A 23,745-nucleotide genomic window follows, 5' to 3' on the forward strand; every position below is an offset into this window, starting at 1 on the left:
CATCGATTTTAGAGAGGAAACCATGAATATTGCACTGATGATGGAAAACAGCCAGGCAGGCAAAAATGCGCTGGTGCTGGAACAACTGCAGGCCGTTGCCGCTGATAATCAGGATGCGGTGTTCAACGTCGGCATGAGTGACGAGCAGGATCACCATTTGACCTATATTCATCTGGGCATCATGGCCAGCATTCTGTTGAATGCCGAAGCGGTGGACTTTGTCGTTACCGGCTGTGGCACCGGGCAGGGGGCCTTGATGTCGTTGAATATCCACCCGGGCGTGGTATGCGGTTACTGCATCGATCCGGCTGATGCCTTTCTGTTTGCCCAGATCAACAATGGCAATGCGCTGTCGCTGCCGTTTGCCAAAGGCTTCGGCTGGGGCGCGGAACTCAACGTGCGTTATATCTTTGAAAAGGCCTTTACCGGCCGTAAGGGCGAAGGCTATCCGGTCGAGCGCAAAGAGCCGCAGGTGCGCAACGCCGGTATTCTCAATCAGGTAAAGCGCGCGGTGATGAAAGAGGACTATCTTGCTACGCTGCGCGCCATCGACCCTGAGCTGGTCAAGACGGCGGTGGGTGGCGAGCGCTTCCAGCGTTGCCTGTTCGAGCACGGCAAAAAGCCCGAGATCGTGGCTTTCGTCAAGGATGTGCTGCAAATAGCCTGATCGACAACCTGCAAAAGCCCGCTCAGTTGCTACTGGGCGGGCTTTTTTTTTGGGGCCGAGTATTGAACTGGCCGCCGGTTTTACCGCCGGTGGAGATCTGCGGACATTGTCTGACCGGCCGGTTATGCTGACGCCATCTGTCGCAGCAGCCATTCCCGTAACGCAACCACGTCCTCACGTTCGGCGCTGTCCTCGCCGGTGACCCAATAGTAGCGCGCACCGGGCAGCGAGCATGCAAACGGCGCGACCAGTACCCCGCGTTGCAGCTGATCCTGCGCCAGCAGCTGGCTGGCGATCACCACCCCTTGTCCGGCAACCGCCGCCTGCAACGCGTGGGTTTCATCGCTAAAGCGCAGCCCGGCGTTAATATTCAGATCCGGCGGCCCGTAGAGCCGTTGCCAATGTGACCAGTCTGGCGCATCGGCGGGCACATGGCGCTGCTCGACGTGGAACAATGTCACCGAGCGCAGATCGTCGAGCTGCCTGATATGCAGCGTCGGGCTGGCGACCAGGATAAAGCGATCTTCATGCAGCAGCGTGCACGGCAAGTCGGTCTCTGGCGTTTCACGGTAGCGAATGGCTGCGTCTACCCTGTGCTGGGTCAAATCTACGCGTTCAACGCTGGTATGCAGGCGCAGATCAATCTGCGGAAACTGTGCTTTGAAATCAGCCAGGCGCGGTACCAGCCAGTGGGTGAGAAAATTCGAGGTGGTAGTGACGGTGAGCGCCGGCGGCTGGTTGGCATGGGCAATTTGTGCGGTGGCTTCCTCGAGTGCGGCAAAGGCGCGCTGCGTGCCGGCGTATAAGGTTTGGCCCGCGGCGGTCAGGCTGACGCCCTGGGCGCTGCGCTCGCACACCCGGCACGCCAGCGAGGTTTCCAACAGGCGTATCTGATGGCTAACGGCAGTGGCGCTCACGCCGAGCTGGTCGGCTGCCCGTTTAAAGCTCAGACAGCCGGCAACGGCGTGAAACGCGCGTAACGCACCCAGCGGTGGTAAGCGTGGTTTTCTCATGCTGAGTTTTTCTCATCTATGGATGAAATCAATGACTTTGATCTGCTGATTGTACGAGAGATACCCTAATGGTACGCGAACAGACCAAGTCAGTTTATTTCATCTTATCTCGATTACACCGCAGGAGTCATTATGCGTTTATCTTCTCAATCCGCATGTCGCCAGGCAACGCAACAACCCCGGTTGATTGCCGGCGGCATTTTTTATAGCGGTTTGGCGGCCGAAGCGCTGTTGCTGGTGACGCTGTATGGCGGCAGCGGGCTGCTGTACGGCCTGGCGTTGTTGTTAACGCTGACGCTGACCACCGCCGCCGGTATCGCCACCGCCCGCTGGCGCCATACCGGACAATTGGCGGGGATTATGCACGGGTTCCTGATCGCCGCCGCAGGTCTGTTGCTAGTGGTGCTGGCGCTGCATGCCCAGCGTGATTGGCTGGTGCTACTGCCGGCGGTGGCGATCAGCGGTGTGGGGCAAGGCATGGTTGGCGCGGCACTGCATCAGGGCAGCATGCGCTCTCGGTCTGGGCGGGTACGGTTGCTGGTATATGGCCTGCTCGCGCTGCTGTCCTGCGTGCTGGTATTGGCGATCAAACAGGCCGTCGGCGGCCTGGAAGGGCGCAGTTTCTCTTTCGCGCTATTGCTCGATCTGGCGCTGTTCGGCGCATTGCTGGTGCGCATTAGCCAGCGCGATGTGGAAAGTGACCTGGTGGACGGCACTGCGCCACGCTGAACCTGACTGCTGGTCAACCGGCCTAGAACGTGTAGGAAAGACCTACGCCGGTATAGTGATATTTACCGTTGCTGCCCACATCGTCAGCGGCGCTGTGATAGCGCTGCAATTCATAGGCATACTCCAGGCTCAGCGCAATACCCTGCGGCAACGTCTGTTCCAGCAATAGGCCGATGCGGGTGTCGGTTTGGCCGTCGTTGCGCTGTTGTTCAACGTTATAGCCAGAGGTATTCAGCGAATGGCGCAGATAAGGGGTCACGATCGGGGGCGTGTGCCACAGCGATAGCGTCAACGGAACGTACAGGCGCAGCTCCTGCTGAGAAAACTCCGCCAGCCGATCGCTGCCGCTATTCCAGCCGCGATCGATATAATAATTGAGTTTGAAGCTGAGCAGGTCGTTGACCTGGTAGCCAAACCCGGTTTCACCCTCCAGTTCCTTGTCGGTCAGCGCGTTCTGCCTTACATGATTGATATATTGATACAGCGCCAGCCAGCCGCTAAAGCGGACCTGGTCGCCAAGCCGGATTTCCCAGTCGGGTTGCACGGTATAGCGCTGCGTCTGGTAGCGGGCTATGCCACCTTGCTGTTTATATTGCCACTGGTAATGGCGTACGCCGGCCATCAGACCAAGATCGTAGGCGGCATTGCTGGCGATCAGATAGCGTAAATTAATTTCGTACTGGTTAAACCAGTCGCTGCGCCCCTGAGAACCGTAATAGTGCGCGCCATTATGGTTCTCTTGATAAAAGGAACCATAGATACTCCAGTTGCCGCGCGCCGCCTCAAGGTATAGGGTGGGTTCCCAAAATCCTTTATTATCCGATTGGCCTTCGACGTTTTCCGTTTCAATCAACAGGCCGGTGGTTATGTGCCAGGTTCTTTCTGCAGCTGGCGACGTTGGCGGGGCGGCAAGCAGCGGCGGCTGGTCATGCTTGCTGTCGGCGTGTTCAGCGTCACCCTGCTGGGCGCAGGCGGTGCCAGCCCATACGAGCAGGCTCGAGGCGAGGGCCTTTATCTGGTTCATTATTATTCTCGTCAGCTAGCGAGGCGGTTTATTGTTGTCGAGGTTGCAGGCAGCAGCGTGCGTGAGCCTGCGCTGTGCCTATGGCGCCGCAGCAAGCGGCGTTTGGCGTGGCCGCACACCGCATCGTGGACCCACAGCAGGGGCCCACAATGTGTGCGGTTTACCAGCCGCTGCGGATAACCAGCATTTTGGCTTCATGCGATTGCACTTCGCTGCTGTAACTGTCGGTCACGGTTGCCACGTCGCGGTGAGCCCACAGATCGCGCACCAGCGTTTTTTTCCAGGGAAGATCCAGATCCTGGTGGAGATTGAGAGTCATGGTGGCAGTCTGACCCGACCGGTTGAGCAACGCCACCGCCCAGGAGCCGTCGGCAAGCGGTTTGGCAAAGATCTGCTGGTCACCGTTATTGACATAGCGCCTGGCTTGCAACCCTAGCGGATCCTGGTTCAGCGCAATGATTTCCTTGTTTTTCAAGGTGGCCATATCCGCGGCGTTCAGATTGTCGAGGCTGGCGCCAATCAGCAGCGGCGAACTGAGGATCGCCCACATACTGAAGTGAGTACGGTATTCGGTGTCCGACGCGCCGGTGCCGACCAGCTCTTTTGAATGGCCATGCAGCCCGATAACCAGCATATCGTAGTCGTTCCAATGCCCCTTGCCGCTGTAGGTTTCCAGGCCAACGCCACGATCGATCATGTCCAGCACGTCAAAGTAGTAACCTTCGCGGTTGCCGGGATAATTGAAGTCGTCGCTGATGTCCTGACCGATGCGCCACTGGTTTGCGCCAACGCTGTCACCCCATTGCCAAATGTTCTGCCAGCCGCAGTGGCAGGCATGATAGACAATCGGCCGGCCGGTAGCCTGCAGCGCCCTGGACATAGCGCCAAACACCGTTTTTAGTACCGCCTGACTCGCCTGTTGGTGACTGCAACAGGAGTCGTATTTCAAATGATCGACCCCCCACGAGGCGAACATGGCGGCATCCTGCTTTTCATGCCCTTCAGAACCGACGTAGCCTGCGCAGGTGGAATTCCCCGGCCCGCTGTAAATGCCCAGCTTCATGCCTTGTTGGTGAGCGTAGTCGGCGAGGTATTTAATACCCCGTGGAAACTTTTTTTCGTCATAGGTTAATGGATGGTCGGCGCGCGAACCTTTATATTTTTGCCAGCCGTCATCAATATTGACATAAATATAACCTGCGTCGCGCAAACCGCTGGCAACCATTTTATCGATAGTATCTATAATAATTTTTTCATTGATCCTGTCGCCATAATAGTTCCAGCTTGACCAGCCCATCGGCGGCGTTTGCGCCAGCGTGGTTATCCGTTCGGCGGCTGCTTCGTCGCGGGTGGAGTCTATGGTTGCGGCATGTACGGCACCGCTGAGTAACATGGCACAGATGACGGAAAGTAAGCGTTTCATTAATTAAAGGCTCCGGTAAGATAACGGGCGTAGCGGTTCGCTGCGCCAGCGCAGGGAATCGATGTTTATCCTGAAATACCTTTTATCTAAAAATAATGTCTGAACTTACGCTTGCTGCATTAATAAAATAACCGGCCGTGGTAATAATGGCGCATGGCTCGATAAATATTAATCATGGCTGATATGTTATAGGGCAGTGCTCAGCTTGGCGGCATTTTGCTTTTCTTCGGAATAGACCATCATCGTCGAACCTGAAATGGCCAGCACAATACCAACGATTGCCCAGCTGCTCGGCATCGACTGGTAAACGATCAGGGAAATCACCGCGGTCAATACCGGTGCCAGCGCATTGGTGCAGGGGGCGATAATGGTGGCCTTACCGCGCGACAGCGCCATCACCAGGCAAAGTGCGCCAACGGCGTTCAATACCTGAATGCACGCGGTAGCCAGCGTGGCCATCAACGGATAGCTGGCGCCCTTGTCGGCCAGCATCAGCCAGGCAACCGGCGCCAGCAGGATCCCGGTCAGCGTCATATAACCGAACAGCGAACTGTCGGCAATGCCAAGGTTGGAGGCGCGTTTCATAAAGAACGCCTGCACGCCCCATGCCGCGCAAATCACCACCGAATACAATAGCCACAGCAGGCCCCCGTCGCGATCGCCGTCGCCACTGCTGATACTGAACATGACGATCGACAACAGCGCCAGCAGTACCCCCAGGCCGCCCAGCCGGTTTATCCGCTCCTTGAGCAACGCCAGCGACATCAGCACCGTGATGGCCGGAGAAATGGAAATGATCGGGAACACCAGATAGGCGGGGGCGCCCATCGCCAACGTTTTGAACAGCAGCAGTTGCCCGCCGGCGCCGGTACAGCCGATCAGACAGCCATACAGAATCGCGGTGCCGGAGGTATCGAAACGCTGGCCGCGTAGCGCGAAATAGCAGGGGATTAGCATGGTTGATGACCAGATGATGTAGATCCACTGGTCGGGATAGCCATAGTGGGTGGTTGGCCAGGCGCTGAATGCTCCCCAGATTCCCCAGGTAATGACCACCAGAAAGGTATAAACGATCCAGGATGTGTTATTGACCATTTTATTCACCGTGTGACAGTTTGCCCAACGCCGGCCCAGAGAGCGGCGTACCGTTTAGTTTCGCGGCATAGATCGCCGCGCCGAGTGTGGGGTGATATTCAGGCAGACAGATATGATAATTGCCGTTCAATTTTGCGAGTTCATAGGCAAAGGCCTCCAGAATCACGTCGCCGCATTTGAATACGCCGCCGGAATAGGACACGCGTACGCTTTCATCGGCGTGCCAACGCAGGGTTTCACGCAGCGTATCCACCATCAGCGCCAGCTCTTTGGCCGCCAGGAAGAAAATGGCGCGGCTTTGCTTGTCGCCGGCGACCGCCGCTTCACAGGCGATAGGCGCCAGCGAGGCAATCTTGCCGCGGTCGCCTTTCCACTGGTTGAACACCAGATCGCAGATATCCAAATCGTTGCGACAGGGATATTTTTCGCGTATCAGATCGTAAAACAGATCTTTCTTCAACCGCCCATCGGCCATGCGCGAAAACAGGTTCAATGCCTGGCAGCCGATCCAGTAGGCGCTGCCTTCGTCACTGAACAGCTCGCCCCAGCCACCGCAGCGCGCGCTACGCCCCCGGTATTCGCCATAGGCGATTGAGCCGGTGCCGGATACCACGTTGATGCCGTCGCGACACCCCAGACTGGCGGCCCAGCCGCAGATCATGTCGTTATCGCAGCGGTAGCGTTCGCGGTTCAGCAGCGACTGCGCTATCGCATCCAGCCGCTCCACGTCGGCCGACACTTCGCCGTAGGCCGGCAGGCCAAGAAAGGTGAAGCTGATATCGGCGGGGGTAATACCCGCACGATGGCAGATTTCGCCAATGCCGTTGAGCACCACGCTGCGCGCGGCGTCCATGCCGACACTCAGGTAGTAGCTGGTTGCCGCTTCATGGCGGGCCAGCACATCGCCGGCGTCATTGATCAACACGAAGGCGGTTTTGGTGCCGCCACCGTCAACCCCCAGGTAAATCACCGTTCACCTCCCGCATTCAGTCGCCCCTCAGCACCGCACAGGGTGATTTTTTCATGGATAACGCGCTTCATGGCATCCATTCCTTCACGCATGTAATAACGGGGATCGCTGGCATCGGGGTGCACCGCAAAGTAGCGTTTCACCGCGTCGGCGAAGGCAATCTTCAATTCGGTGCCGACGTTGACCTTGGCAATGCCCAGACCAATCGCCTGCCTGACGTCGTCGTCCGGCACGCCGCTGCCGCCGTGCAGCACCAGCGGGATAGCCACCCGTGCGCCGATCTCCTGCAAACGGGCAAAGTCGATGTTCGGCCGCTGGGCATACATGCCGTGCGCGGTCCCGATCGCCACCGCCAGACTGTCGATGCCGGTGCGTTCGACAAAACTGAGCGCCTGCGCCGGATCGGTCAAAAATGCCTGTGCTTCGCCAACGTCCTGATCGTCTTCGATCCCGCCCAGCCGCCCGAGCTCCGCTTCCACGCTGCAGTCGCGCTGGTGGCAATATGCCACTACCCGAGCGGCGAGTTGGATATTTTGTTCAAAAGGGAGATGGCTACCGTCAATCATGGCGCTTCTCACCCCTACGTCGACCTTGCTGGCGATATCCTCAAAGGTCTCATGATGATCGAGGTGCAAAATCACCGGCAGCTGATAACGGGTTGCGTAGGTTGCGGCCAGCGCCAGCATTTCCTGACAGCCGATATGACGGAAGGTACCCGGCGTGCCGGCCAGAATCGCCGGTGATTGCCGTTCCCGGCAGGCTTCCAGCACCGCCTGGATGGTTTCTGCGTTGTGAATGTTGAATGCCGGGACGGCCCAGCCCTGTTTACGCGCCTGAGCCAATAAGTATTTGGTTGAGATAATCGCCATGGTGTTGTCCACTCCTGAGGCTATGGTTGCGCGTGCCAAGGGTAGATAGTGACCCCTTGCACCACCCGGTTGATTCGCCCTTCCGGTGAAGGATTGTCCGGCGTCATGCCGAAATGCACCGATTGCGCCAAGGCATAAAGCTGGGCGAATACCAGCAACCCCAATGCCAGCTGGCCATCGTTGAAGCCCTGTGCGTTGGGCAGGTAGATATGCTCACCCCGTTCGATCTCCGCCGACGGCCTGCCGGCCAGCGCCACAATCCGGCATGCCACGCCGTCGTTACGCAGCTCATTGAGCAGATCTTCGTCATAACGGCGGGTGTAGGGGTCGTTGGACATCAGGACGATAACCTGCGTTTGCTGATTGATCAGTGACTTGGGGCCGTGGCGGAAGCCCAGCGATGATTCATAGAACGCCGCCGTCTGCCCGGCGGTCAGTTCCAGCAGTTTCAACGCGCTTTCGTGGGCGATGCCGCGCAGTGCGCCGCTGCCCAGCCAGATAACCCGTTGCGCATCGGCGGTCTGTAACGGCGAGCGCGTCACATCACGCGTTGCTTCCAGCAAGGCGGCCACGCTTTGCGCCAGCGCCTGCACTGCGGCCTGGTCGATGCCTGCAACGTTAAAGGCACACAGGCAGGCCAGCATCATGCTGCTCATGCTGCTGGTCATGGCGAAGCCGCGATCGCAGGTAGTGGCGGGCAGCGCCAACGCCAATACCCGTGGCTGATCATGATGACGGCGGTATAAATCGCCTTCGGCGTTGCAGGTGATCAGTAGGTGGTAGCTGTCGGCGTTGTGCTGGTTGGCCAGCGCCACCGCGGCCAGGCTCTCGGGGCTGGATCCCGAACGGGCAAAGGACACCAGCAACAGCGGCCGGTCGGCGGGCAAAAAGCCGGCCGGATCGCTGACAATGTCGGTAGTAGAGATCGACTGCACCGGCGCGCTGAGGGTGCGTGCCAGCATCGGCGCCAGCGTATCGCCGATAAACGCGGACGATCCCGCGCCGGTAAGTATCACCCGTAGGCCGGGACGTGCCAGCAACGGGGCAAGGAAGCTCTCCAGCGCCTGACGTTGCCGTTCGATGGCGTCGGCGGTGGCCAGCCACACCTCGGGTTGCTGACGGATTTCCCGCTCTGTCCAGCAGGTAGCGGTGGGTTGTTGATACATATGATTCTCCTGAATAGCCATCTCACTGGCAGGCTGCGGTGTAAGTGCGCAGAACATCGGTAATACAATCCAGCGCCAGACTGCGGGCATCGGCCGGCAACTGCCCGGCGCGCACACGGCGATACTGTATCGGCAGGTATTGGCTCAGCAGCGGCAGCGGTAAGGGCTGGCGTCCGAGGTTGCCCAACAGGCGTTCAACCGCCGCCTGCACCGTGCTATCGGGCCAGTAGTAGCGCAGACGATCCGAGTAGCTGAAATGCCGCGCGAAATACCGTTGCCGTTCGCTACCGTGATAATATTTTTCCCAGGCGTCTGGCCGCTGGCACATCACCCGCTCAAGCTGGGCGCGCAGGTTGCTGCATTGCGTCGCCGGCAGCAGTTCGCGCTCCATGTTTTCCAAAGCGTACAAGGCTTCGCGTAGCGCGAAGGTCAGCGCCGGACCGACCTTCAGGATGGCGAAGTGCCCCTGCACCAGACTGCGGTAGGCCTGCGGCAACTGGTAATCGGTGGAATGGGCTTCAAACACCAGATGAGGTTGGTCAGCGACGTAGTGGCTTAGCGCCGCCGCTGGTTCGGGTTGGAAATCCACCACGCCATGGTGCGAAAACTCCACGCCCGGCTGCACCACCAGCCCGATAACCCGTGGCCAGATATCCGCCAGTCCTTGGCGTGCAAAGGCTTGCCGGTGTGCTGCCAACGTATGCTCCACCGCGTCAACCTGGGTGACGGCGAGCGTATCCAAGGCCTCTTGCGCACCGCCGGGTACTGGAACCTCGGTGCCGATCACATATACCACCTCGCTTTTACCGAAGATCTCCAGGCTGGTTTGTTCGCAAACGTAAGCCAGCTGTGCCGCGCGCTCGGCAACCGTTTCATCGCTAAGCGGCTGCGGATCGTCGGCGCAGGGCATGCTGCAATCGAGGTGAATTTTCTGAAAGCCGGCGGCGACGTAGTGCTCAACCAGCACCGACGCCTGCGCCATCGCCTGAGTGGCTGGCAGATGTTGCCAGCGGTTGGGGCCAAGATGATCGCCGCCCAGCACCAGTTGGGCCTGATCGAGCTCCAGTTTTTCCGCCAGCGATCGTAACTGCTGCTGAAACATCTGCGGCGTCATGCCGGTGTAGCCGCCATGCTGATCAACCTGATTCGAGGTGGCTTCAATCAGCAACGGCGTCTGCTGCTGGCGCGCATGCAGCATTGCTGCCTCCAGTACCCAGGGGTGGGCGGAACAGACCGAGGTAATCCCGATATGTTCGCCTTGTTTATGCCTTGCAATCAGCTCGGTTAAGCGTGTCATATATCCTCATTTCTTTCGTTTTGTTTCTTTTTGGCGTTTTGTAAACTAAAAATGACGTTAATAAAAACGAAAAGAAAGATCAATAAGGTTTTTGCCGTAACGAAAAGAAAGTGTAAGCGTTGTGATCGCGGTTTTATTTTTGATGAGACACAAGTGAAAGATAACGAAACTTTTATCTTGGGTTTTAACCGGCAAGGAAAAGAAAACAAAGCAAATGCCTTGGGCAACATCGTCGTTTAGCGGCGAATATGGTAGGGTTCGTAAGGGAAGGGATTGCCGTACCGTTGGCATAGCATTGCGCGGCGGCCGTTTTTGCCCAGTGATTTATCTTCAACCACACCTGACGGTGTAATGGGTCATTTCAGACGATGAGCATGAGTGATAAAAAAAGCGTTCGTGGTACCAGTGAGCGGCGGGAAAAAATAATTTCCTTGCTGAAACAGCAGGGAGCGGTGCAGGTGAGCGAGCTGGCGGCGCAGTTTAACGTGTCGACCGTGACCATTCGTGGCGATCTGGCATTTCTGGAAAAGCGGGGAATTGCCACCCGGGCCTACGGTGGGGCGCTGATTTGCGAACCGCCGGTACTGGCCAGCGAACGCAGCATTGAGGCCAAGCAAACCGAACACCTGGCGGTCAAGCAGCGCATTGCCCGCCAGGCTGCCGAGATGGTGGTTACCGGTAGCAGCATCATTCTTGATTCTGGCACCACCACCTACGAAATTGCGCAGCAGCTACGTGACAAAAAAGAAATTATCGTCATGACCAACGGTATGAACGTTGCCAATGCGCTGCTGGACGCTACAGAGGTCGAACTGCTGGTCACCGGCGGGCATCTGCGCCGCAGTTCCCAGTCGTTTTATGGCTCACAGGCCGAACTGTCGCTGGACAATTACCATTTCGACATGCTTTTTCTGGGGGTTGACGGTCTCAGCCTGAGTCAGGGCGTCACCACCCATCAAGAGAATGAAGCGCGCCTCAATCGCCGGATGTGCGAGGTGTCCAAACGCATCATCGCGGTAGCCGATTCCAGCAAGTTCAATCGCGTCGGGCTGCATCGTATTATCGATACCGCGCGTATCGACGTGCTGATCACCGACACCGCCATCCCCGACGAGATGCGCAGGGGGCTTGAGGCCCTGGGCGTGGAGCTGCTGCTGGTTGAACACGACTAACCTGCACCAGGCGTTGTATTGCGGCACGGCCAGTGCCGCAGGTGGCAGGCTAAACCAGATAGGGCTGCCGCCATTCGGCCTTTAACTGATTGATAAACCAGACTCCGGCCGGTCCGGGCGGCTGCGACGGGCGGTGGAATGCCGACATGGTCAATACGAACCCGGTGCGTGGCATATCATCTACATCCAGTACCACCAACGTACCTTCGGCGATGTCTTTTTCCACCATATGCAAGGGCATTCCCCCCCAGCCGACGCTGTCTTTGAGAAAGGCATGTTTGGTTGACAGATCGGCCAGACGCCAGGTCGTGGGCGATGCGACGGCGAAATCTCGACCGGTGGTCAGTTCCGAACGGTCCGAGAGCACCAGTTGCCGGTGCTTGCTGAGTTCGCTGCGCGGGATGCGGCGCTCGAAACGGGCCAGCGGATGACTGGCCGACGCCACCGCGACCAACGGCACCTCTCCCAGCCGTTCGCTGAGCAGCGAAGGGAAGGTTTGCGGCAGCGGCGGCAGGATACCCAGGCTGCAACGGCCATCCAGCACCGGTTGATAGGCCGCGCCCAGGGCTTCGACGAACAGGCGCAGCGGCGTCAATGGGAAGCGAACGGCAAACGCTTTGGCCACCGCGCTGACCACCGAAGTTGGAAAACACACGTCAACCACCACCGACAGTTCGGCCTCAACCCCGGAGGTCATCTGCCTGGCCCGCGCCTTGAGCGTGTCGACGCCGGCGACGATATTGCGCGCATCCGCCAGTAACAGCACCCCTGCCGGCGTCAGCTTGGGAAACTTGGCCGAGCGATCAAACAGCATCACGCCGATCTGATCTTCCAGACTGCTGACCCAGCCGCTGACCGCCGACTGCACCCGGTTGAGTTTCCGCGCCGCCGCCGAAAAACTGCCTTCATCCGCGGCGGTAATGAAAGTTCTGAGCTGATCGAGAGAGACGCCATCAAGCATTAGCCGTTCCTACATCTCAAATAACGATGGTTGGTATCTCAATTTACCGTCTTCTCAGATGTATTGGCAATCATTAGGATTTTCTTTAGCGGCGCGGGATGTCCCGGCCTGTTGGTAGCCGACCAATCTCAAACCGGCGAAGTAAAGGGGGTCTTATGAGGTATTCGATTATCGGTAGCGGCAGCGTCGGGATGGCCCTGGCCACGCAATTCGCCCGCCAGCACATCACCGTTGGACTGGCAAATAGCCGTGGTCCGGACTCGCTGGCATCGCTGCCCGTAGCGCTGGCAGAGCACGTCATTCCCCAGACGCTGACCGATGCCCTGCAGGCGCAGTTGATCCTGCTGGCGGTGCCGTTCCGTGCGCACCGTGATGTTGCCGCTGCCCTCGGCGACTGGCAGGGCAAGATTGTTATCGATGCCACCAATGCTTACGGCATCCCACTGTCCGAACTGGGCGGCCAGCCGTCGTCGGCGGTGGTGGCACGGGCGATGCCGGGGGCGACGCTGGTGAAGGCGTTCAATCATCTGCCCGCCGCACAATTGGCACAGGAACCCGCTAGCGCCGGTGGCCGGCGCGCGATCTTCCTAGCAGGGGATGATGATGCCGCAGTGGAGACCGTGGCCGCGCTGGTGCAACGGCTCGGCTACGCGCCGGTCAGTCTTGGCAAGTTAGCCGAAGGCGGGCTGCTGGTGCAGGCAAGAGAACAACAGTGGGCACCGCTTATTTTTCAAGACCTTTTCAAAAAGGACAGCTAACCATGTACGACCATGTAATTTGGCCAGAGCAGTTCGATCCAAGGATCTCGCCTATCTATGCGCTCAATGATATTGACATCAAAGCCCCGCCAGAGGTGGTGTGGGCGCTGTTGGTCGACGCCGAAAACTGGGTCAGCTATTTCCCCCCTGAAGACCAGGTGAAAATTCTCTCCGGCGACAGCGAGCTCCAGGCCGGCACGAAATACCACCGAGTGACGGTGGGTTTTCCGATGAGCCTGGTGGTAACGGAATATGTGCCGGGCCGCAGGATCGCCTGGTCGGCAACCGTCGACGGCGACAGCACGCACTCCAGCGCCTATCACGGCTGGGTTATCACGCCAACGCCGGACGGCTGCCATCTGCTGACCGAAGAGACGCAACAAGGGGAGTTCTTCCTGGAAACGCTCGGTCGCAAACACCCTGGTGCGCTGTACCGTTATCACCAGGAATGGGTTGAACGCTTGGCCCAGGCGGCAGAAGCGCGGGTTGCCGAGCAGTAACCTGCATAGTGAGGTTCACACTGCCTGGCCGGTTGGTCAGGCAGATTGCCCCGATACCGACGCTGGAGAAACAGAGATGAAAATCGAATTGAATGGCAAAAAGGCTATCGTTAGCGGCTCCACCGCAGGCATTGGCCGGGCCATAGCAGAAGGGCTGGCGCGTGCCGGCGCCTCGGTGGTGATTAACGGTCGTGGTGAACAGCGGGTATCGGCTGGTGCCTGGGCATGAGATTGCCGGGCGAGTGGTAGAGGTTGGCGGCCAGGTCAGCCATTTTAAACCCGGAGATATCGGCGGTGTGGGCGTGATGGTCGACGCCTTGCGACCTCCCCGGAGAAGGGCGAAGATGCCCGTCGTCTGGGGGCAAAACAGGTGGTGGTGTCGCGCGATGCCGCGCAAATGGCCGCCTGCCAAACCTCGCTGGATTTGATTATTGACTGCGTAGCGGCACCGCACGATCTGGATCCTTATCTGGCCGCGCTGAAAACCAATGGCCGCTTGGTGTTGGTAGGCATTCCAGACCAGCCACACCTCTCGCCGAATATTACGCCGATGGTGTTTCGACGTTTAAGCATCAGTGGTTCGTCGATTGGCAGCATGCGGGAAACCCAGGAGATGCTCAACTTCTGCGGCGAGCACAATATTACCGCCGATATAGAAATAATCGGTGGTGAAGGTATCGAGGCTGCCTTTGCCCGTATACTTAAGGGCGACGTTAAGTACCGCTTTGTGATCGATATGCAGACTACGCGCTGGTAGCGGATGGTGCAGACGGAGCGGCATGCCTATCGTCGTTCTGGGCGGCCGTTTCTCATCTTTTCTTTCCCATCTGCATGATTGATTTCCTGAGCGGTAGATGCAGCCTTCACTGAAATAAACCCCATGACCAATGTAGTAATAAGGAGTGTTTTCATATTTAGTACCTCATTTAACAACACGTTATAAACTGGACTTGTATCAGGAGTAAATTCCTCCATCTGTATATTCAAATATACAGACCAACGCTGTCATAAGGCTGACCGCTATATGGCAAAGTTGTCAGGGTTGTAGATTGGTTAACTTTTTTGAATACAGGTTCAGTTCGTTAATAATGCACCCAGGTTCTTCACGCAAAGGCATATTGTCTATGTCTAAAACCCCATCATTTTTTGTGGATCATCAGTCTGCAGGTCTGCAAACAGTGGGGTAAGCTCCTGCTGTGCTTCGCCTCGCTCAGCCACCAGCTCGAACGTTTTATTTTTTGCCTCGTCGTTGGTCAGGGCACAGACCAGAACCTGGGCGATTTGCTTGCGGGATATCACTCCATCTTCCGGTGTTCCCGCATGGCGACGATCCCCTTGAAGCATAACGATTCTGTGTTCATCATCATTGTTGTAATCAAACCAGCCGGGCCTGACGATGGTATAGGGATGGCCACTCGCCCTGACCAGACGCTCGGCACGCCTTTTCCAGTCATGTACCTCAGTGTGTTGATTCCAGGTGCTGAGCCGTTCAGTCACGCCAATCGTGGTCATCAGGCTGATACGAACAGACGTATGCTTGAAAATTCGTAAAATATTACGCACTCCGCCGTAATCGATTGCTCTGGCACCAATACGACCCTGCCCATCGGAACCGAGCGTGAAGATGATGGCATCAATATCTTTCGGTAATTCGGTGAGTGTTTCAGGCATTGAAACATCGCCGTAAAAAACATCCATTCCACGAGGAAGCGATTTTACTTTGCGTTTATTTCTGACCAGCGCGACGGGCTGATGACCCATTTCAATAGCGGTATTCACGACATGAAGACCAATACTTCCTGTCGCCCCTGCAATGAGTATTTTCATGATAAACCTTCTGATAATTCAGCCTTATTTTCGATACGGTCAGAATATCAATTATCATTATCGTCAGTAATGGGGCTAAAATGATTGTGTCTATGAACACCCTTCATGAATGTGCGATGAAGGGAATGCCCCCATAAGGAAATCACCGATGCTCAAAGAAAACTTCAACGAACTGCAAATCTTTCTTGTGGTGGCAAGAGAGCGAAGTTTTACCAAAGCAGCGGGTAAGCTGGGCGTTTCTCAGTCTGCACTCAGCCACGCGATGAAGGTCCTGGAGGAAAGGCTGAATATCCGCCTTCTGACCCGTACGACCCGAAGCGTTGCCCCTACGCAAGCCGGTGAGAGAATTATTGCCTGTCTTGAACCGCGTATCGCCGATCTTGAGCAGGAGCTGGAATCGCTGGTTCAACTGAACGGCACCGCCTCCGGCAATATCCGTTTATCTGCCGGGGAACATGCCGTGCGAAGTCTGGTATGGCCGAAGCTAAAACCCTTCCTCAGGGAATATCCGGAAATCAATGTTGAACTGGTGGTTGATAACGGTTTTGTCGATATTGTTGAGGGGCGTTTTGATGCCGGGATCCGCCTGGGCGAAAGCGTGGATAAGGACATGATTGCGGTAAGAATTGGGCCGGACATGAGAATGGCTGTGGTGGGAGCACCATCCTACTTTGCCGCTAACACCGCGCCCGAAACGCCGCATGAGCTACAAAATCACCGGTGTATCAATATGCGCCTGCCGACTGCCGGTGGACTTTACCACTGGGAGTTTGAGAGAGAAGGGAAACCGTTACGGGTCAGAGTGGAAGGGCAGGTCACGTTTAATCTGCAGGCGGAAAGGATTGATGCGGCGTTATCCGGTTTTGGCATCGCCTGTATACCTGAAGACAGGGTGCAGGATTATATAAAGTCAGGAGAGCTTATTCAGATTCTGCAGGATTGGTGCCCATCTTTTCCCGGATATTATCTTTACTACCCGAGCCGCAAGCAGCATCCGCCCGCTTTTGCGCTGATGATCGATGCACTTCGCTATCAGGAATAACGGGCCCGCCAATCGCAGCGGACCCGTGCGGGTATTACCGGCCTACGCGGGCCTGGTGCTCAGGAGAGTAACGTTCGCCGACGATTTTAATCGTTTCAAGCGCCTGGGTTATCTGTCGCGTGTCATCCTGCGAAAGAATGATGTCGGTAGCCCCCAGGTTTTCCTCCAGCCGGTGCAGTTTGGTGGTGCCGGGGATAGGAACAATCCACGGCTTTTGTGCCAGCAGCCATGCCAGCGCGATTTGTGCAGACGTCACTGCTTTCTCTGCCGCCAGTTCACCCAGCAATGAGACCAGCTTTTCATTGGCTGCAATCGCCTGTTCGGCGAAACGCGGCACGGTGCTGCGATAATCGTCCTTCCCAAAAGTGGTTCCTGGCTTAATCGATCCCGTCAGGAAGCCTTTGCCTAATGGGCTGAAGGGAACGAAACCAATGCCCAGTTCCTCCAGCAATGGCAGGATCTCCTGCTCAGGCTCGCGCCACCACATTGAGTATTCGCTTTGCAAGGCCGTGACCGGTTGTACGGCATGCGCACGCCGAATGGTTTGTGCACCCGCTTCGGACAGACCGAAATGTTTAACTTTGCCTTCAGCGATCAGGTCTTTCACCGTACCCGCAACATCTTCAATCGGGACCTCCGGGTCGACACGGTGTTGGTACAGCAGATCGATGACATCAGTCTTAAGACGGCGTAATGATCCTTCCACAGCTTCACGGATATGCTCCGGACGACTGTTTAAAATCTGCTGCTTGTTGTCGTCGCCAAAAGTAAAACCAAACTTGGTGGCGATGACCACGCGGTCACGAACTGGTTTTAAGGCTTCACCGACCACCTCTTCATTAAGAAAGGGGCCATACACTTCAGCGGTATCGAAGAAGGTGACGCCACGTTCAACCGCTGTGCGAATGAGCTCGATAGCCTGACGAGTATCGGTCGCCGGGCCGTAGCCATGGCTTAAGCCCATGCAGCCGAGCCCAAGCGCGGAAACTTCGAGTCCGGATTGACCTAGATAACGTTTTTGCATTGAATGAATCCCTCTTTTATCACGACTTACACATCAAGTTTGCGGCCAGTCAGCCATTCAATCCTGGCAGGATCGCGGTGGGAGAAGAAAGCGCTGGTTGCGGTATCGATAGCTGTAATCTGCAGCATATCTTCAGAACTGAGTTCAAAATCGAGAATGTTGATGTTCTCTTCCATGCGTTCTTTACGCACTGTTTTTGCCAGCGAAACGATGCCTCGCTGGAAGATCCAACGCAGTACAACCTGACCCACGCTTTTGCCGTACTTCTGACCAATCGCCGTTAATACGGGATGCTGGAACAGGCCATTTCTTCCCTCAGCAAACGGAGCCCAGGCTTCCGGCTGAATGCCACGGCTTTGATTCCACGAAACGGCATGTAGCTGCTGGTTGAAGGGGTTAACTTCAATCTGGTTTACCGCAGGGGCCACTTCGTTGAATGCGATAAGGTCGGCCAGTCTGTCAGGATGAAAATTGCTGACGCCAATGGCGCGAATTTTTCCTGCTTGATGCAGTTCTTCCATGGCACGCCATGCCCCATGGACATCACCGTAAGGCTGGTGAATCAGGTACAGGTCAACGTAATCAAGTTGCAGTCGATTCAGGGAACGTTCGAACTGGGCTTTAGCGCCTTCGTAATTGGCATCCTGTAGCCAAAGTTTGGTCGTTACAAAGAGTTCGTTACGTGCGATACCGCTCTGTTTCAGTGCGTTCCCGACCTGTGTTTCATTCTGGTAAGACGCGGCGGTATCGATCAGGCGGTATCCCGTATCGATGGCATCAATAACGGCTCTTTCGCATTCAGCGGCATCAGACATCTGAAACACACCAAAGCCCAGCAGGGGCATCTCGATACCGTTGTTCAGTTTTACCGTTTGCATGACGTTATCCTTCAGCTGTTGTGTTGGAAAAGCATAACGCAAACTGATTTATTCGATTAGATGGGGTAATTAGCTAGGGTTTATTAGATGTGTTCATTAATCTAGAGGGGGGGAGGTCGGCTTTGTGCCAAAGCCGACGCTAAAACTGTTCGTAAAAGCCCCCTCAACAGATATTCCAAATCATGGATAAAGACAGAGCCCCAAACCTGTGTTGTTAACATAGGTGGGCTTTTCCGCTGGCCTTGCCGCAGCGTCGGAGAAGTCGATAGAAGTAAGCAGCCTTGGCCTTGCACGACCGTCTACCTTTTACTGTGAGGGGGAGTGCTCTTGTCAAAAATCACGGAGAACAACGTGGAAAGAGTTCTGGCTATCTGGCGAATAACTGACTCATTTTTTTAAACACAACATGAATAAGCATAAGCGCCGGTAACGCAGCTCCGAATGCGCAGATCCCGTTCCACTGCCAGTGACGAAAGCCCAGACTGCTGAGAGCGGACCCGAGTGACATGCCGATAAACCCTGACGTAACAAAGATGGAGGTAATGCGTGACTGGGCTTCGGGTTTGAGTTTGTAGATCACGGACTGATGTACAACCTGCAGTCCCATCGCGGCAACATCAAGGATCAGTATTCCCCCCGTCAGAAACGGCAGCGAGACCCGGGCCTCCATCATCAGTCCCCACGAAAGCAGCAGTAAAACAGCAAGTCCCACGGTTAAAGCCGCTGTGTGGCCTTTATCGCTGATTCTGCCCGCAATACCCGCTGAAGTGGCACCGGCAGCCCCGATTAGGCCAAAAAGTCCGATGGTTGAAGGCTGAAAATAATACGGAGCGCCGGACAGAAAGAGCGTAAGTCCTGTCCAAAGGATGCTGAAGCTCCCCATCCCCATCATGCAGTAGAAGGCCCGAACCCGGAGGGCCTCGTGTTCTTTTAACAGTGAGAGCATCGAAGCGATCAGTCCGGCATAAGCGATTTTTGTGCCTGAAATAACCGTTGGCACCATCATTTTTCTCACGATAATCAGAACGGTAGCTGCAGCAACCGTCGCAAGCAGGTACATCGCTCTCCAACTGAGAGCATCGGCGATCAATCCTGAAATCGTGCGGGCGAGAAGTATTCCCAGGAGCATTCCGGTGATCATCTGCCCCACCCGCTGACCGCGCTCCTTTTCAGGCGTGTGCGTGGCCACGTAGGGGATCAGGACCATCGTCGCGCTTGATGCCAGCCCCAGAAACAGCTGAACGACAGCGAAAAACCAGAAGCTCTGGCTGACAGCAGTCAGCGCCAGCGCAGTGATACACAGAAGCACCATTACCGAGGCCAGACGGCGTCGATCAATAAAATCCCCCAGAGGGACCAGAAACAACACACCAAGGCCATAACCCAGTTGCGTCAACGTTACCAGGAGAGCCGTGTCCGAAGAGGGGGTATGAAACTGCTGTCCAATCACGGCCAGCAGCGGTTGTGAGTAATAAATATTGGCGACCATAAAAGCCGCTGCCGCCGCAAAAACGGCTGTCTGTCGTGCAGTTAAGACGATGTGTGATGAGGTCATGCTATCTCCTGAGCCAGAAACAGAAATGCAGGCCCCCTGATGTGGGGCCTGTAATCAGAAGCCGTTTCAGGCTGCCGGATACTGCGCTTCCGCCGACCACCTGTCCTGCGGCTCAGCATGTAAATTCCAGAATGTCCGGGCAACGGCATGCGACTCATCCGAACCTGCAGCAACAAGTGTGCCGACTGTAACCGTCGCAATATGAACATTCCTGTCTTTGAGAAGATCAAACAGGCCGTGAGTCAGATTCCGCACACCGGCCTTGCCGACGCTCAGGGACAGATAATCAGCATTGGGCTGGGTGGCGAAAATGCCGCCGGTTATCAGGACGGTGCCTTCTCCGCGTTCAGTCATTCCGGGAGTGACGGCTTTGACAGCAGCAAAACCAGCACCAATATTCACCGTTAGATCCTGGATAAACCCTTCCACCGTCTGGGCTTCAAGCGATCCATCGTGCAATGCAGCTGAATTAAAATGCAGCACATCTACCGAGCCGGTTTGCGATTCCACCGTGTGGATAAGCTCATCGATACTGTTGATATCGCTGGCATCGACGTAGCGACCTTCTGCCTGCAATCCGGCCGCCTGTAATGCTTCCACCTGCTCTGAAACGTAATGTTTGTTACGTGATGTTAAAACCACGCGAAAACCTTCGCGGGCAAACAGGGTGGCAGTTGCAATTCCAATCCCCGGTCCGGAACCAATACTCAGAAATGTTTTCATCATTTTTGCCTCTCATTTAGTCAGAAAGGCAATTTTATAATTTGCTCATAAAATGATAATCAGGGTAAATTGCAAATTATTATTGTGTGGGGTGCATGAATTATGTTTGAGGACTTTGATGACCTGACGGCTTTTGTCTGCGTGGCCGAGGCCGGTAGCTTTACCGGAGCGAGCGACCGGCTTGGTCGAGATGCTTCAGTGATATCGCGTCGGGTAAGCCATCTGGAAAAAAGTCTGGGCGTACGTTTGCTTGTGCGAACAACGCGCAGCGTGACTCTGACAGAGGCCGGAACATATTTTCTGCAACGTACGCGGGCCGCACTGGATGAGATCGGCGCAGCGAGTCGGGAAGTTGGCGATTTCGCGACCACCCCTCAGGGGGTGCTGCGGGTTTCGCTGCCAGTTACCTTTGGAAGGGAAGTCATAGCCCCTGTTATTCCGGACTTTCTGAAGGCGTATCCTGACATACGACTGGATGCGCATTTTCTCGATCGGCGGGTTGACATTGTGGCAGAGGGTTTCGATGCCGTTGTCCGCGTCGGTATTATACGGGACAGCTCTCTCACGGGGCGCAAACTGGGTTCGTTTCGCAGTCAGCTGGTTGCCTCCCCGGGATATCTGAAGGAGCATGGTATACCTTCCGGGCCTGAAGAACTTGAGCAGCATGCCTGCCTGGGGTTTACCAGCCATCCGGACTGGCCTCACTGGGTGCTTGAGAACGGACAGGAACGCGCGCAGATAACACCCACGGGGCCGCTGACAACCAATACCAGTGAAGCGCTGATGATGGCCGTACGCCAGGGAACCGGTATAGCTCTTTTACCAGACTGGATGGTTAAACCGGCACTCGATGACGGCGCGCTTGAAAGCGTGCTGCCCCGGTGGCTCAGCGCGGCGGAAGTCAGCGTTTATGTGCTGATGCCCCCCGGCGCCCTGGTACCGGCCAAGACGCGGGTGTTTATTGATACCATCTGTAGCCAGCTGGCGCTATCCGGTACCTGGCATGCGCGGAAGGCCTGAGGAACTAAGGCAGCGCGCGGTTATGGACCGGGACAGGAAGACGTTCGCCATTCTTGCTGGCTCGAACGATGATATCCAGCAGGGTATGCAGTTCCAGCGCATCGTCAAAGTCCGGTGCAGTACGTGTGCCGTTGCGCAGATCCGCCGCAAGCCGCTGGTAGATGCGGGCCACATTCCCGCTTACCAGTCCGGCAGGAACCGTATCATCGTCGGGAACCGGCAACGGATGTAAGGTATTATCGTCTCCACGCGCTCCCGTCAGCGTCAGCGGCATAATCTGGGTCATGCCATTTTCTCCTGTGATACGTAAGTCGCCCTCGCTACCGTGAATATCCCAGACAAAACCCTCGGTACCTCTGGGCTCCCCACCGCGGAAATGGATGGAGAAGGGAGCACCGCCGATCAGCGAGCCAGTCACGATAATCTGGTCAGCAGCATTCATACTGACATACTGGCCCGTTTCTGGGGCATAGACCTGAGGAATGCGCGTTTCCAGGATGGAAGACACGCTGGTAATATCGCCCAGGACATCCTGAAAAGCCGCCAGGGTATGCGCAAACGGTATAGTCAGCATGGTGGCACCGTTCTCCCGCCTGAGCAGATATTCATCTGTTGCGAGCGATTCAATCCGGTCGCCCCAAATCCTGCCCCAGCCTGAGACCGAGACGGAACGAAGCGTGCCGACATAACCACTTTTGACAAGACGCGCGAGCTCACGTATCGCGGGGTTCACCCGGGCCTGGGTTCCGGTTACGGCAAGCACGTTTTTTTCGCGTGCGAGCGCTGCCAGAGTCTCTGCCTCCTGCATATTTTTCCCCAGCGGCCACTCACAGTAAACATGTTTCCCGGCCTGCAGGACTTCCTTGAGTACACTTAAATGACCCGGTACTTTGACGGTCACCACGATGAGATCGATATCCGGTGAGGTAGCCATATCCGACACGCTGTCATAAGCGACCGGGATCCCGCAGGCAGCAGCCGCGACACGTGAGCTTTCAATGCTTGAGTTTGCCACGCCTGCAATTTCAAAGTCGTCAGAGAGATGCTGAAGGGCCGGCATATGGGCCAGCGCGGCCCAGCTGCGGCCAGGCTGAAGGCCAACGATCCCTACCTTGATTTTACTCATTGATTCAGACTCCCGTGATTTACAGCGACGCACCGGCAAGGGAGGCCGTACTGCCAAACATTTTGTCATGTCGTACGGCTCTGGCCAGCAGGTCTCTGAGATAGAGCGCGGAGACCTGTGCGCCGGGCGCAGTCATGAACCACTCCCTCTCACTGACTGTATCAAACTGGCGAGGAATTTCGCCCATATACGGCAGCACGTAGGCGGGCATAGTAGGTTCGCTACGCCAGCTTTCTGACAGCGGCCCCATGTCAACGGCGTCGTAACCCAGCGCCTCGATCAGTGATATGACCTGACGTTTCGCTGATTTCACGTTCCCTGCGACAGGAAGAGCGCTCCTTTCAGTTGAATCAGCCGCCCGGGCACGGCTGGCGAGACGAACCCAGTCCATATTATTCAGTGCACGGATGACCTGAGAATTGTGCAGATGTGACTGTACCAGCTCACTACTTGCAATCTCAGCGGTCCGGATCTCCGGCATAATCCCGTCACGTTCCGGATAATAATTCATGGTATCCACCACGATCTTACCGGCGAGCTCATCGGCATCGAGCTTCTTGTAGGCAACAAGGGGAATGGCCGCAATGATGATGTCGGCTTGTGCAGCCAGTTCCGAGGTGGTTGTTGCCCGCGACAGCGGTCCGAGCTCATCAGTCAGCTCCCTGAGGGAGTCCGGTCCACGGGAATTACTGATAATGACATTAAGGCCTGCAGAAACCGCAAGTCTCGCAACCTGACTGCCAATCATCCCGCCACCAATAATACCGATAGGTTTCATCATTAATCCTCATCAGAAAATGTACGGCAGGATTGTATAACCTGCATACAAAAGGATATTAGAGGTAAAAAACAATTAACTATTGCGAATATTGCATGAATCAGTAGCACAGGCTCCGATGAATCCAC

Annotated in this window: 24 protein-coding genes and 3 pseudogenes; 10 read left to right on the forward strand and 17 right to left on the reverse strand. The window is 56.2% G+C overall.

Annotated features, from left to right (window positions below):
• Positions 1-22: 22 nt before the first annotated feature.
• Positions 23-667: an RpiB/LacA/LacB family sugar-phosphate isomerase gene (locus NYE85_RS12315; RefSeq protein WP_259005047.1), complete on the forward strand. Its 645-nt coding sequence runs from the start codon at positions 23-25 to the stop codon at positions 665-667.
• Positions 668-789: 122 nt separating this feature from the next.
• Here the strand turns inward: NYE85_RS12315 and NYE85_RS12320 are convergent, their stop codons facing one another.
• The gene (locus NYE85_RS12320; protein ID WP_259005048.1) at positions 790-1,680 is read right to left on the reverse strand and encodes a LysR substrate-binding domain-containing protein; all 891 of its coding nucleotides are present in this window, start codon (positions 1,678-1,680) and stop codon (positions 790-792) included.
• Positions 1,681-1,812: 132 nt separating this feature from the next.
• On the opposite strand from NYE85_RS12320, the gene NYE85_RS12325 reads away from it, so the two are divergent.
• The gene (locus tag NYE85_RS12325) at positions 1,813-2,409 is read left to right on the forward strand and encodes a hypothetical protein (protein ID WP_259005049.1); all 597 of its coding nucleotides are present in this window, start codon (positions 1,813-1,815) and stop codon (positions 2,407-2,409) included.
• A gap of 22 nt (positions 2,410-2,431) precedes the next feature.
• Here the strand turns inward: NYE85_RS12325 and NYE85_RS12330 are convergent, their stop codons facing one another.
• The 7 genes from NYE85_RS12330 to NYE85_RS12360 form a co-directional block, all read right to left on the reverse strand.
• Complete coding sequence (locus NYE85_RS12330; RefSeq protein ID WP_259005050.1) at positions 2,432-3,433, reverse strand: OmpG family monomeric porin; 1,002 nt, start codon at positions 3,431-3,433, stop codon at positions 2,432-2,434.
• A gap of 160 nt (positions 3,434-3,593) precedes the next feature.
• A complete protein-coding gene (locus tag NYE85_RS12335; protein WP_259005051.1) occupies positions 3,594-4,856 on the reverse strand; it encodes a glycoside hydrolase family 27 protein in 1,263 nt (420 codons plus the stop codon).
• A 186-nt stretch (positions 4,857-5,042) separates the two neighbouring features.
• Positions 5,043-5,951 carry a DMT family transporter gene (locus tag NYE85_RS12340; protein ID WP_259005053.1) on the reverse strand — a complete coding sequence of 303 codons (909 nt, stop codon included), beginning with the start codon at positions 5,949-5,951 and terminating at the stop codon, positions 5,043-5,045.
• Between the two features lies 1 nt (position 5,952).
• A complete protein-coding gene (locus tag NYE85_RS12345) occupies positions 5,953-6,921 on the reverse strand; it encodes a BadF/BadG/BcrA/BcrD ATPase family protein (protein WP_259005054.1) in 969 nt (322 codons plus the stop codon).
• Positions 6,918-7,790, reverse strand: coding sequence for a tagatose bisphosphate family class II aldolase (locus tag NYE85_RS12350; protein WP_259005055.1), 873 nt, complete (start codon positions 7,788-7,790; stop codon positions 6,918-6,920). Before NYE85_RS12350 ends, NYE85_RS12345 begins: the two co-directional genes overlap by 4 nt.
• A gap of 20 nt (positions 7,791-7,810) precedes the next feature.
• On the reverse strand, positions 7,811-8,956 hold the full coding sequence (locus tag NYE85_RS12355; protein ID WP_259005056.1) for an SIS domain-containing protein: 1,146 nt from the start codon (positions 8,954-8,956) through the stop codon (positions 7,811-7,813).
• Between the two features lie 22 nt (positions 8,957-8,978).
• On the reverse strand, positions 8,979-10,253 hold the full coding sequence (locus tag NYE85_RS12360; RefSeq protein WP_259005058.1) for a D-tagatose-bisphosphate aldolase, class II, non-catalytic subunit: 1,275 nt from the start codon (positions 10,251-10,253) through the stop codon (positions 8,979-8,981).
• Positions 10,254-10,621: 368 nt separating this feature from the next.
• Here NYE85_RS12360 and NYE85_RS12365 point away from each other — a divergent pair, with 368 nt between their 5' ends.
• Complete coding sequence (locus tag NYE85_RS12365) at positions 10,622-11,425, forward strand: DeoR family transcriptional regulator (RefSeq protein ID WP_259005059.1); 804 nt, start codon at positions 10,622-10,624, stop codon at positions 11,423-11,425.
• A gap of 49 nt (positions 11,426-11,474) precedes the next feature.
• On the opposite strand, the gene NYE85_RS12370 is transcribed toward NYE85_RS12365, so the two are convergent.
• The gene (locus NYE85_RS12370; RefSeq protein WP_259005060.1) at positions 11,475-12,386 is read right to left on the reverse strand and encodes a LysR family transcriptional regulator; all 912 of its coding nucleotides are present in this window, start codon (positions 12,384-12,386) and stop codon (positions 11,475-11,477) included.
• A 155-nt stretch (positions 12,387-12,541) separates the two neighbouring features.
• Between NYE85_RS12370 and NYE85_RS12375 the strand changes: the two genes are divergently transcribed.
• From NYE85_RS12375 to NYE85_RS12390, 5 genes and pseudogenes are all read left to right on the forward strand, one after another.
• Positions 12,542-13,144 carry an NADPH-dependent F420 reductase gene (locus NYE85_RS12375; protein WP_259005061.1) on the forward strand — a complete coding sequence of 201 codons (603 nt, stop codon included), beginning with the start codon at positions 12,542-12,544 and terminating at the stop codon, positions 13,142-13,144.
• A gap of 2 nt (positions 13,145-13,146) precedes the next feature.
• Positions 13,147-13,644: an SRPBCC domain-containing protein gene (locus NYE85_RS12380; RefSeq protein WP_259005063.1), complete on the forward strand. Its 498-nt coding sequence runs from the start codon at positions 13,147-13,149 to the stop codon at positions 13,642-13,644.
• Between the two features lie 76 nt (positions 13,645-13,720).
• Positions 13,721-13,873: an SDR family NAD(P)-dependent oxidoreductase gene (locus NYE85_RS12385; protein WP_405050666.1), complete on the forward strand. Its 153-nt coding sequence runs from the start codon at positions 13,721-13,723 to the stop codon at positions 13,871-13,873.
• Entirely contained in the window at positions 13,839-14,072 is a 234-nt protein-coding gene (locus NYE85_RS22750) for an alcohol dehydrogenase catalytic domain-containing protein (protein WP_309600876.1), read from the forward strand. Before NYE85_RS12385 ends, NYE85_RS22750 begins: the two co-directional genes overlap by 35 nt.
• Positions 13,964-14,401 (forward strand): annotated as a pseudogene (locus NYE85_RS12390) (zinc-binding dehydrogenase); the annotation flags it as partial. The gene NYE85_RS22750 and the pseudogene NYE85_RS12390, both read left to right, overlap by 109 nt.
• A gap of 53 nt (positions 14,402-14,454) precedes the next feature.
• Here NYE85_RS12390 and NYE85_RS22755 read toward each other — a convergent pair.
• Both NYE85_RS22755 and NYE85_RS12395 read right to left on the reverse strand, forming a co-directional pair.
• Positions 14,455-14,556, reverse strand: a pseudogene (locus NYE85_RS22755) (multiple stress resistance protein BhsA); the annotation flags it as partial.
• A 124-nt stretch (positions 14,557-14,680) separates the two neighbouring features.
• Positions 14,681-15,471 (reverse strand): annotated as a pseudogene (locus NYE85_RS12395) (SDR family oxidoreductase).
• A 148-nt stretch (positions 15,472-15,619) separates the two neighbouring features.
• On the opposite strand from NYE85_RS12395, the gene NYE85_RS12400 reads away from it, so the two are divergent.
• Entirely contained in the window at positions 15,620-16,513 is an 894-nt protein-coding gene (locus NYE85_RS12400; RefSeq protein WP_259005064.1) for a LysR family transcriptional regulator, read from the forward strand.
• A gap of 34 nt (positions 16,514-16,547) precedes the next feature.
• On the opposite strand, the gene NYE85_RS12405 is transcribed toward NYE85_RS12400, so the two are convergent.
• The 4 genes from NYE85_RS12405 to NYE85_RS12420 form a co-directional block, all read right to left on the reverse strand.
• On the reverse strand, positions 16,548-17,537 hold the full coding sequence (locus NYE85_RS12405; protein WP_259005065.1) for an aldo/keto reductase: 990 nt from the start codon (positions 17,535-17,537) through the stop codon (positions 16,548-16,550).
• Between the two features lie 26 nt (positions 17,538-17,563).
• The gene (locus NYE85_RS12410; protein ID WP_259005066.1) at positions 17,564-18,415 is read right to left on the reverse strand and encodes an aldo/keto reductase; all 852 of its coding nucleotides are present in this window, start codon (positions 18,413-18,415) and stop codon (positions 17,564-17,566) included.
• 367 nt (positions 18,416-18,782) lie between these two features.
• The gene (locus NYE85_RS12415; RefSeq protein ID WP_259005067.1) at positions 18,783-19,970 is read right to left on the reverse strand and encodes an MFS transporter; all 1,188 of its coding nucleotides are present in this window, start codon (positions 19,968-19,970) and stop codon (positions 18,783-18,785) included.
• Positions 19,971-20,036: 66 nt separating this feature from the next.
• Positions 20,037-20,696 carry an SDR family oxidoreductase gene (locus tag NYE85_RS12420; protein WP_259004539.1) on the reverse strand — a complete coding sequence of 220 codons (660 nt, stop codon included), beginning with the start codon at positions 20,694-20,696 and terminating at the stop codon, positions 20,037-20,039.
• Between the two features lie 99 nt (positions 20,697-20,795).
• Between NYE85_RS12420 and NYE85_RS12425 the strand changes: the two genes are divergently transcribed.
• Positions 20,796-21,713: a LysR family transcriptional regulator gene (locus tag NYE85_RS12425; protein ID WP_259004540.1), complete on the forward strand. Its 918-nt coding sequence runs from the start codon at positions 20,796-20,798 to the stop codon at positions 21,711-21,713.
• A 4-nt stretch (positions 21,714-21,717) separates the two neighbouring features.
• On the opposite strand, the gene NYE85_RS12430 is transcribed toward NYE85_RS12425, so the two are convergent.
• Both NYE85_RS12430 and NYE85_RS12435 read right to left on the reverse strand, forming a co-directional pair.
• Positions 21,718-22,839 (reverse strand): Gfo/Idh/MocA family protein, encoded by a 1,122-nt coding sequence (locus NYE85_RS12430; RefSeq protein WP_259004541.1) that lies wholly within the window; start codon positions 22,837-22,839, stop codon positions 21,718-21,720.
• A 19-nt stretch (positions 22,840-22,858) separates the two neighbouring features.
• Positions 22,859-23,620 (reverse strand): NADPH-dependent F420 reductase, encoded by a 762-nt coding sequence (locus tag NYE85_RS12435; RefSeq protein WP_259004542.1) that lies wholly within the window; start codon positions 23,618-23,620, stop codon positions 22,859-22,861.
• Between the last annotated feature and the right edge of the window lie 125 nt (positions 23,621-23,745).

It is taken from the genome of Serratia sp. AKBS12 (assembly GCF_024793895.1).
Classification (GTDB): domain Bacteria; phylum Pseudomonadota; class Gammaproteobacteria; order Enterobacterales; family Enterobacteriaceae; genus Serratia_F.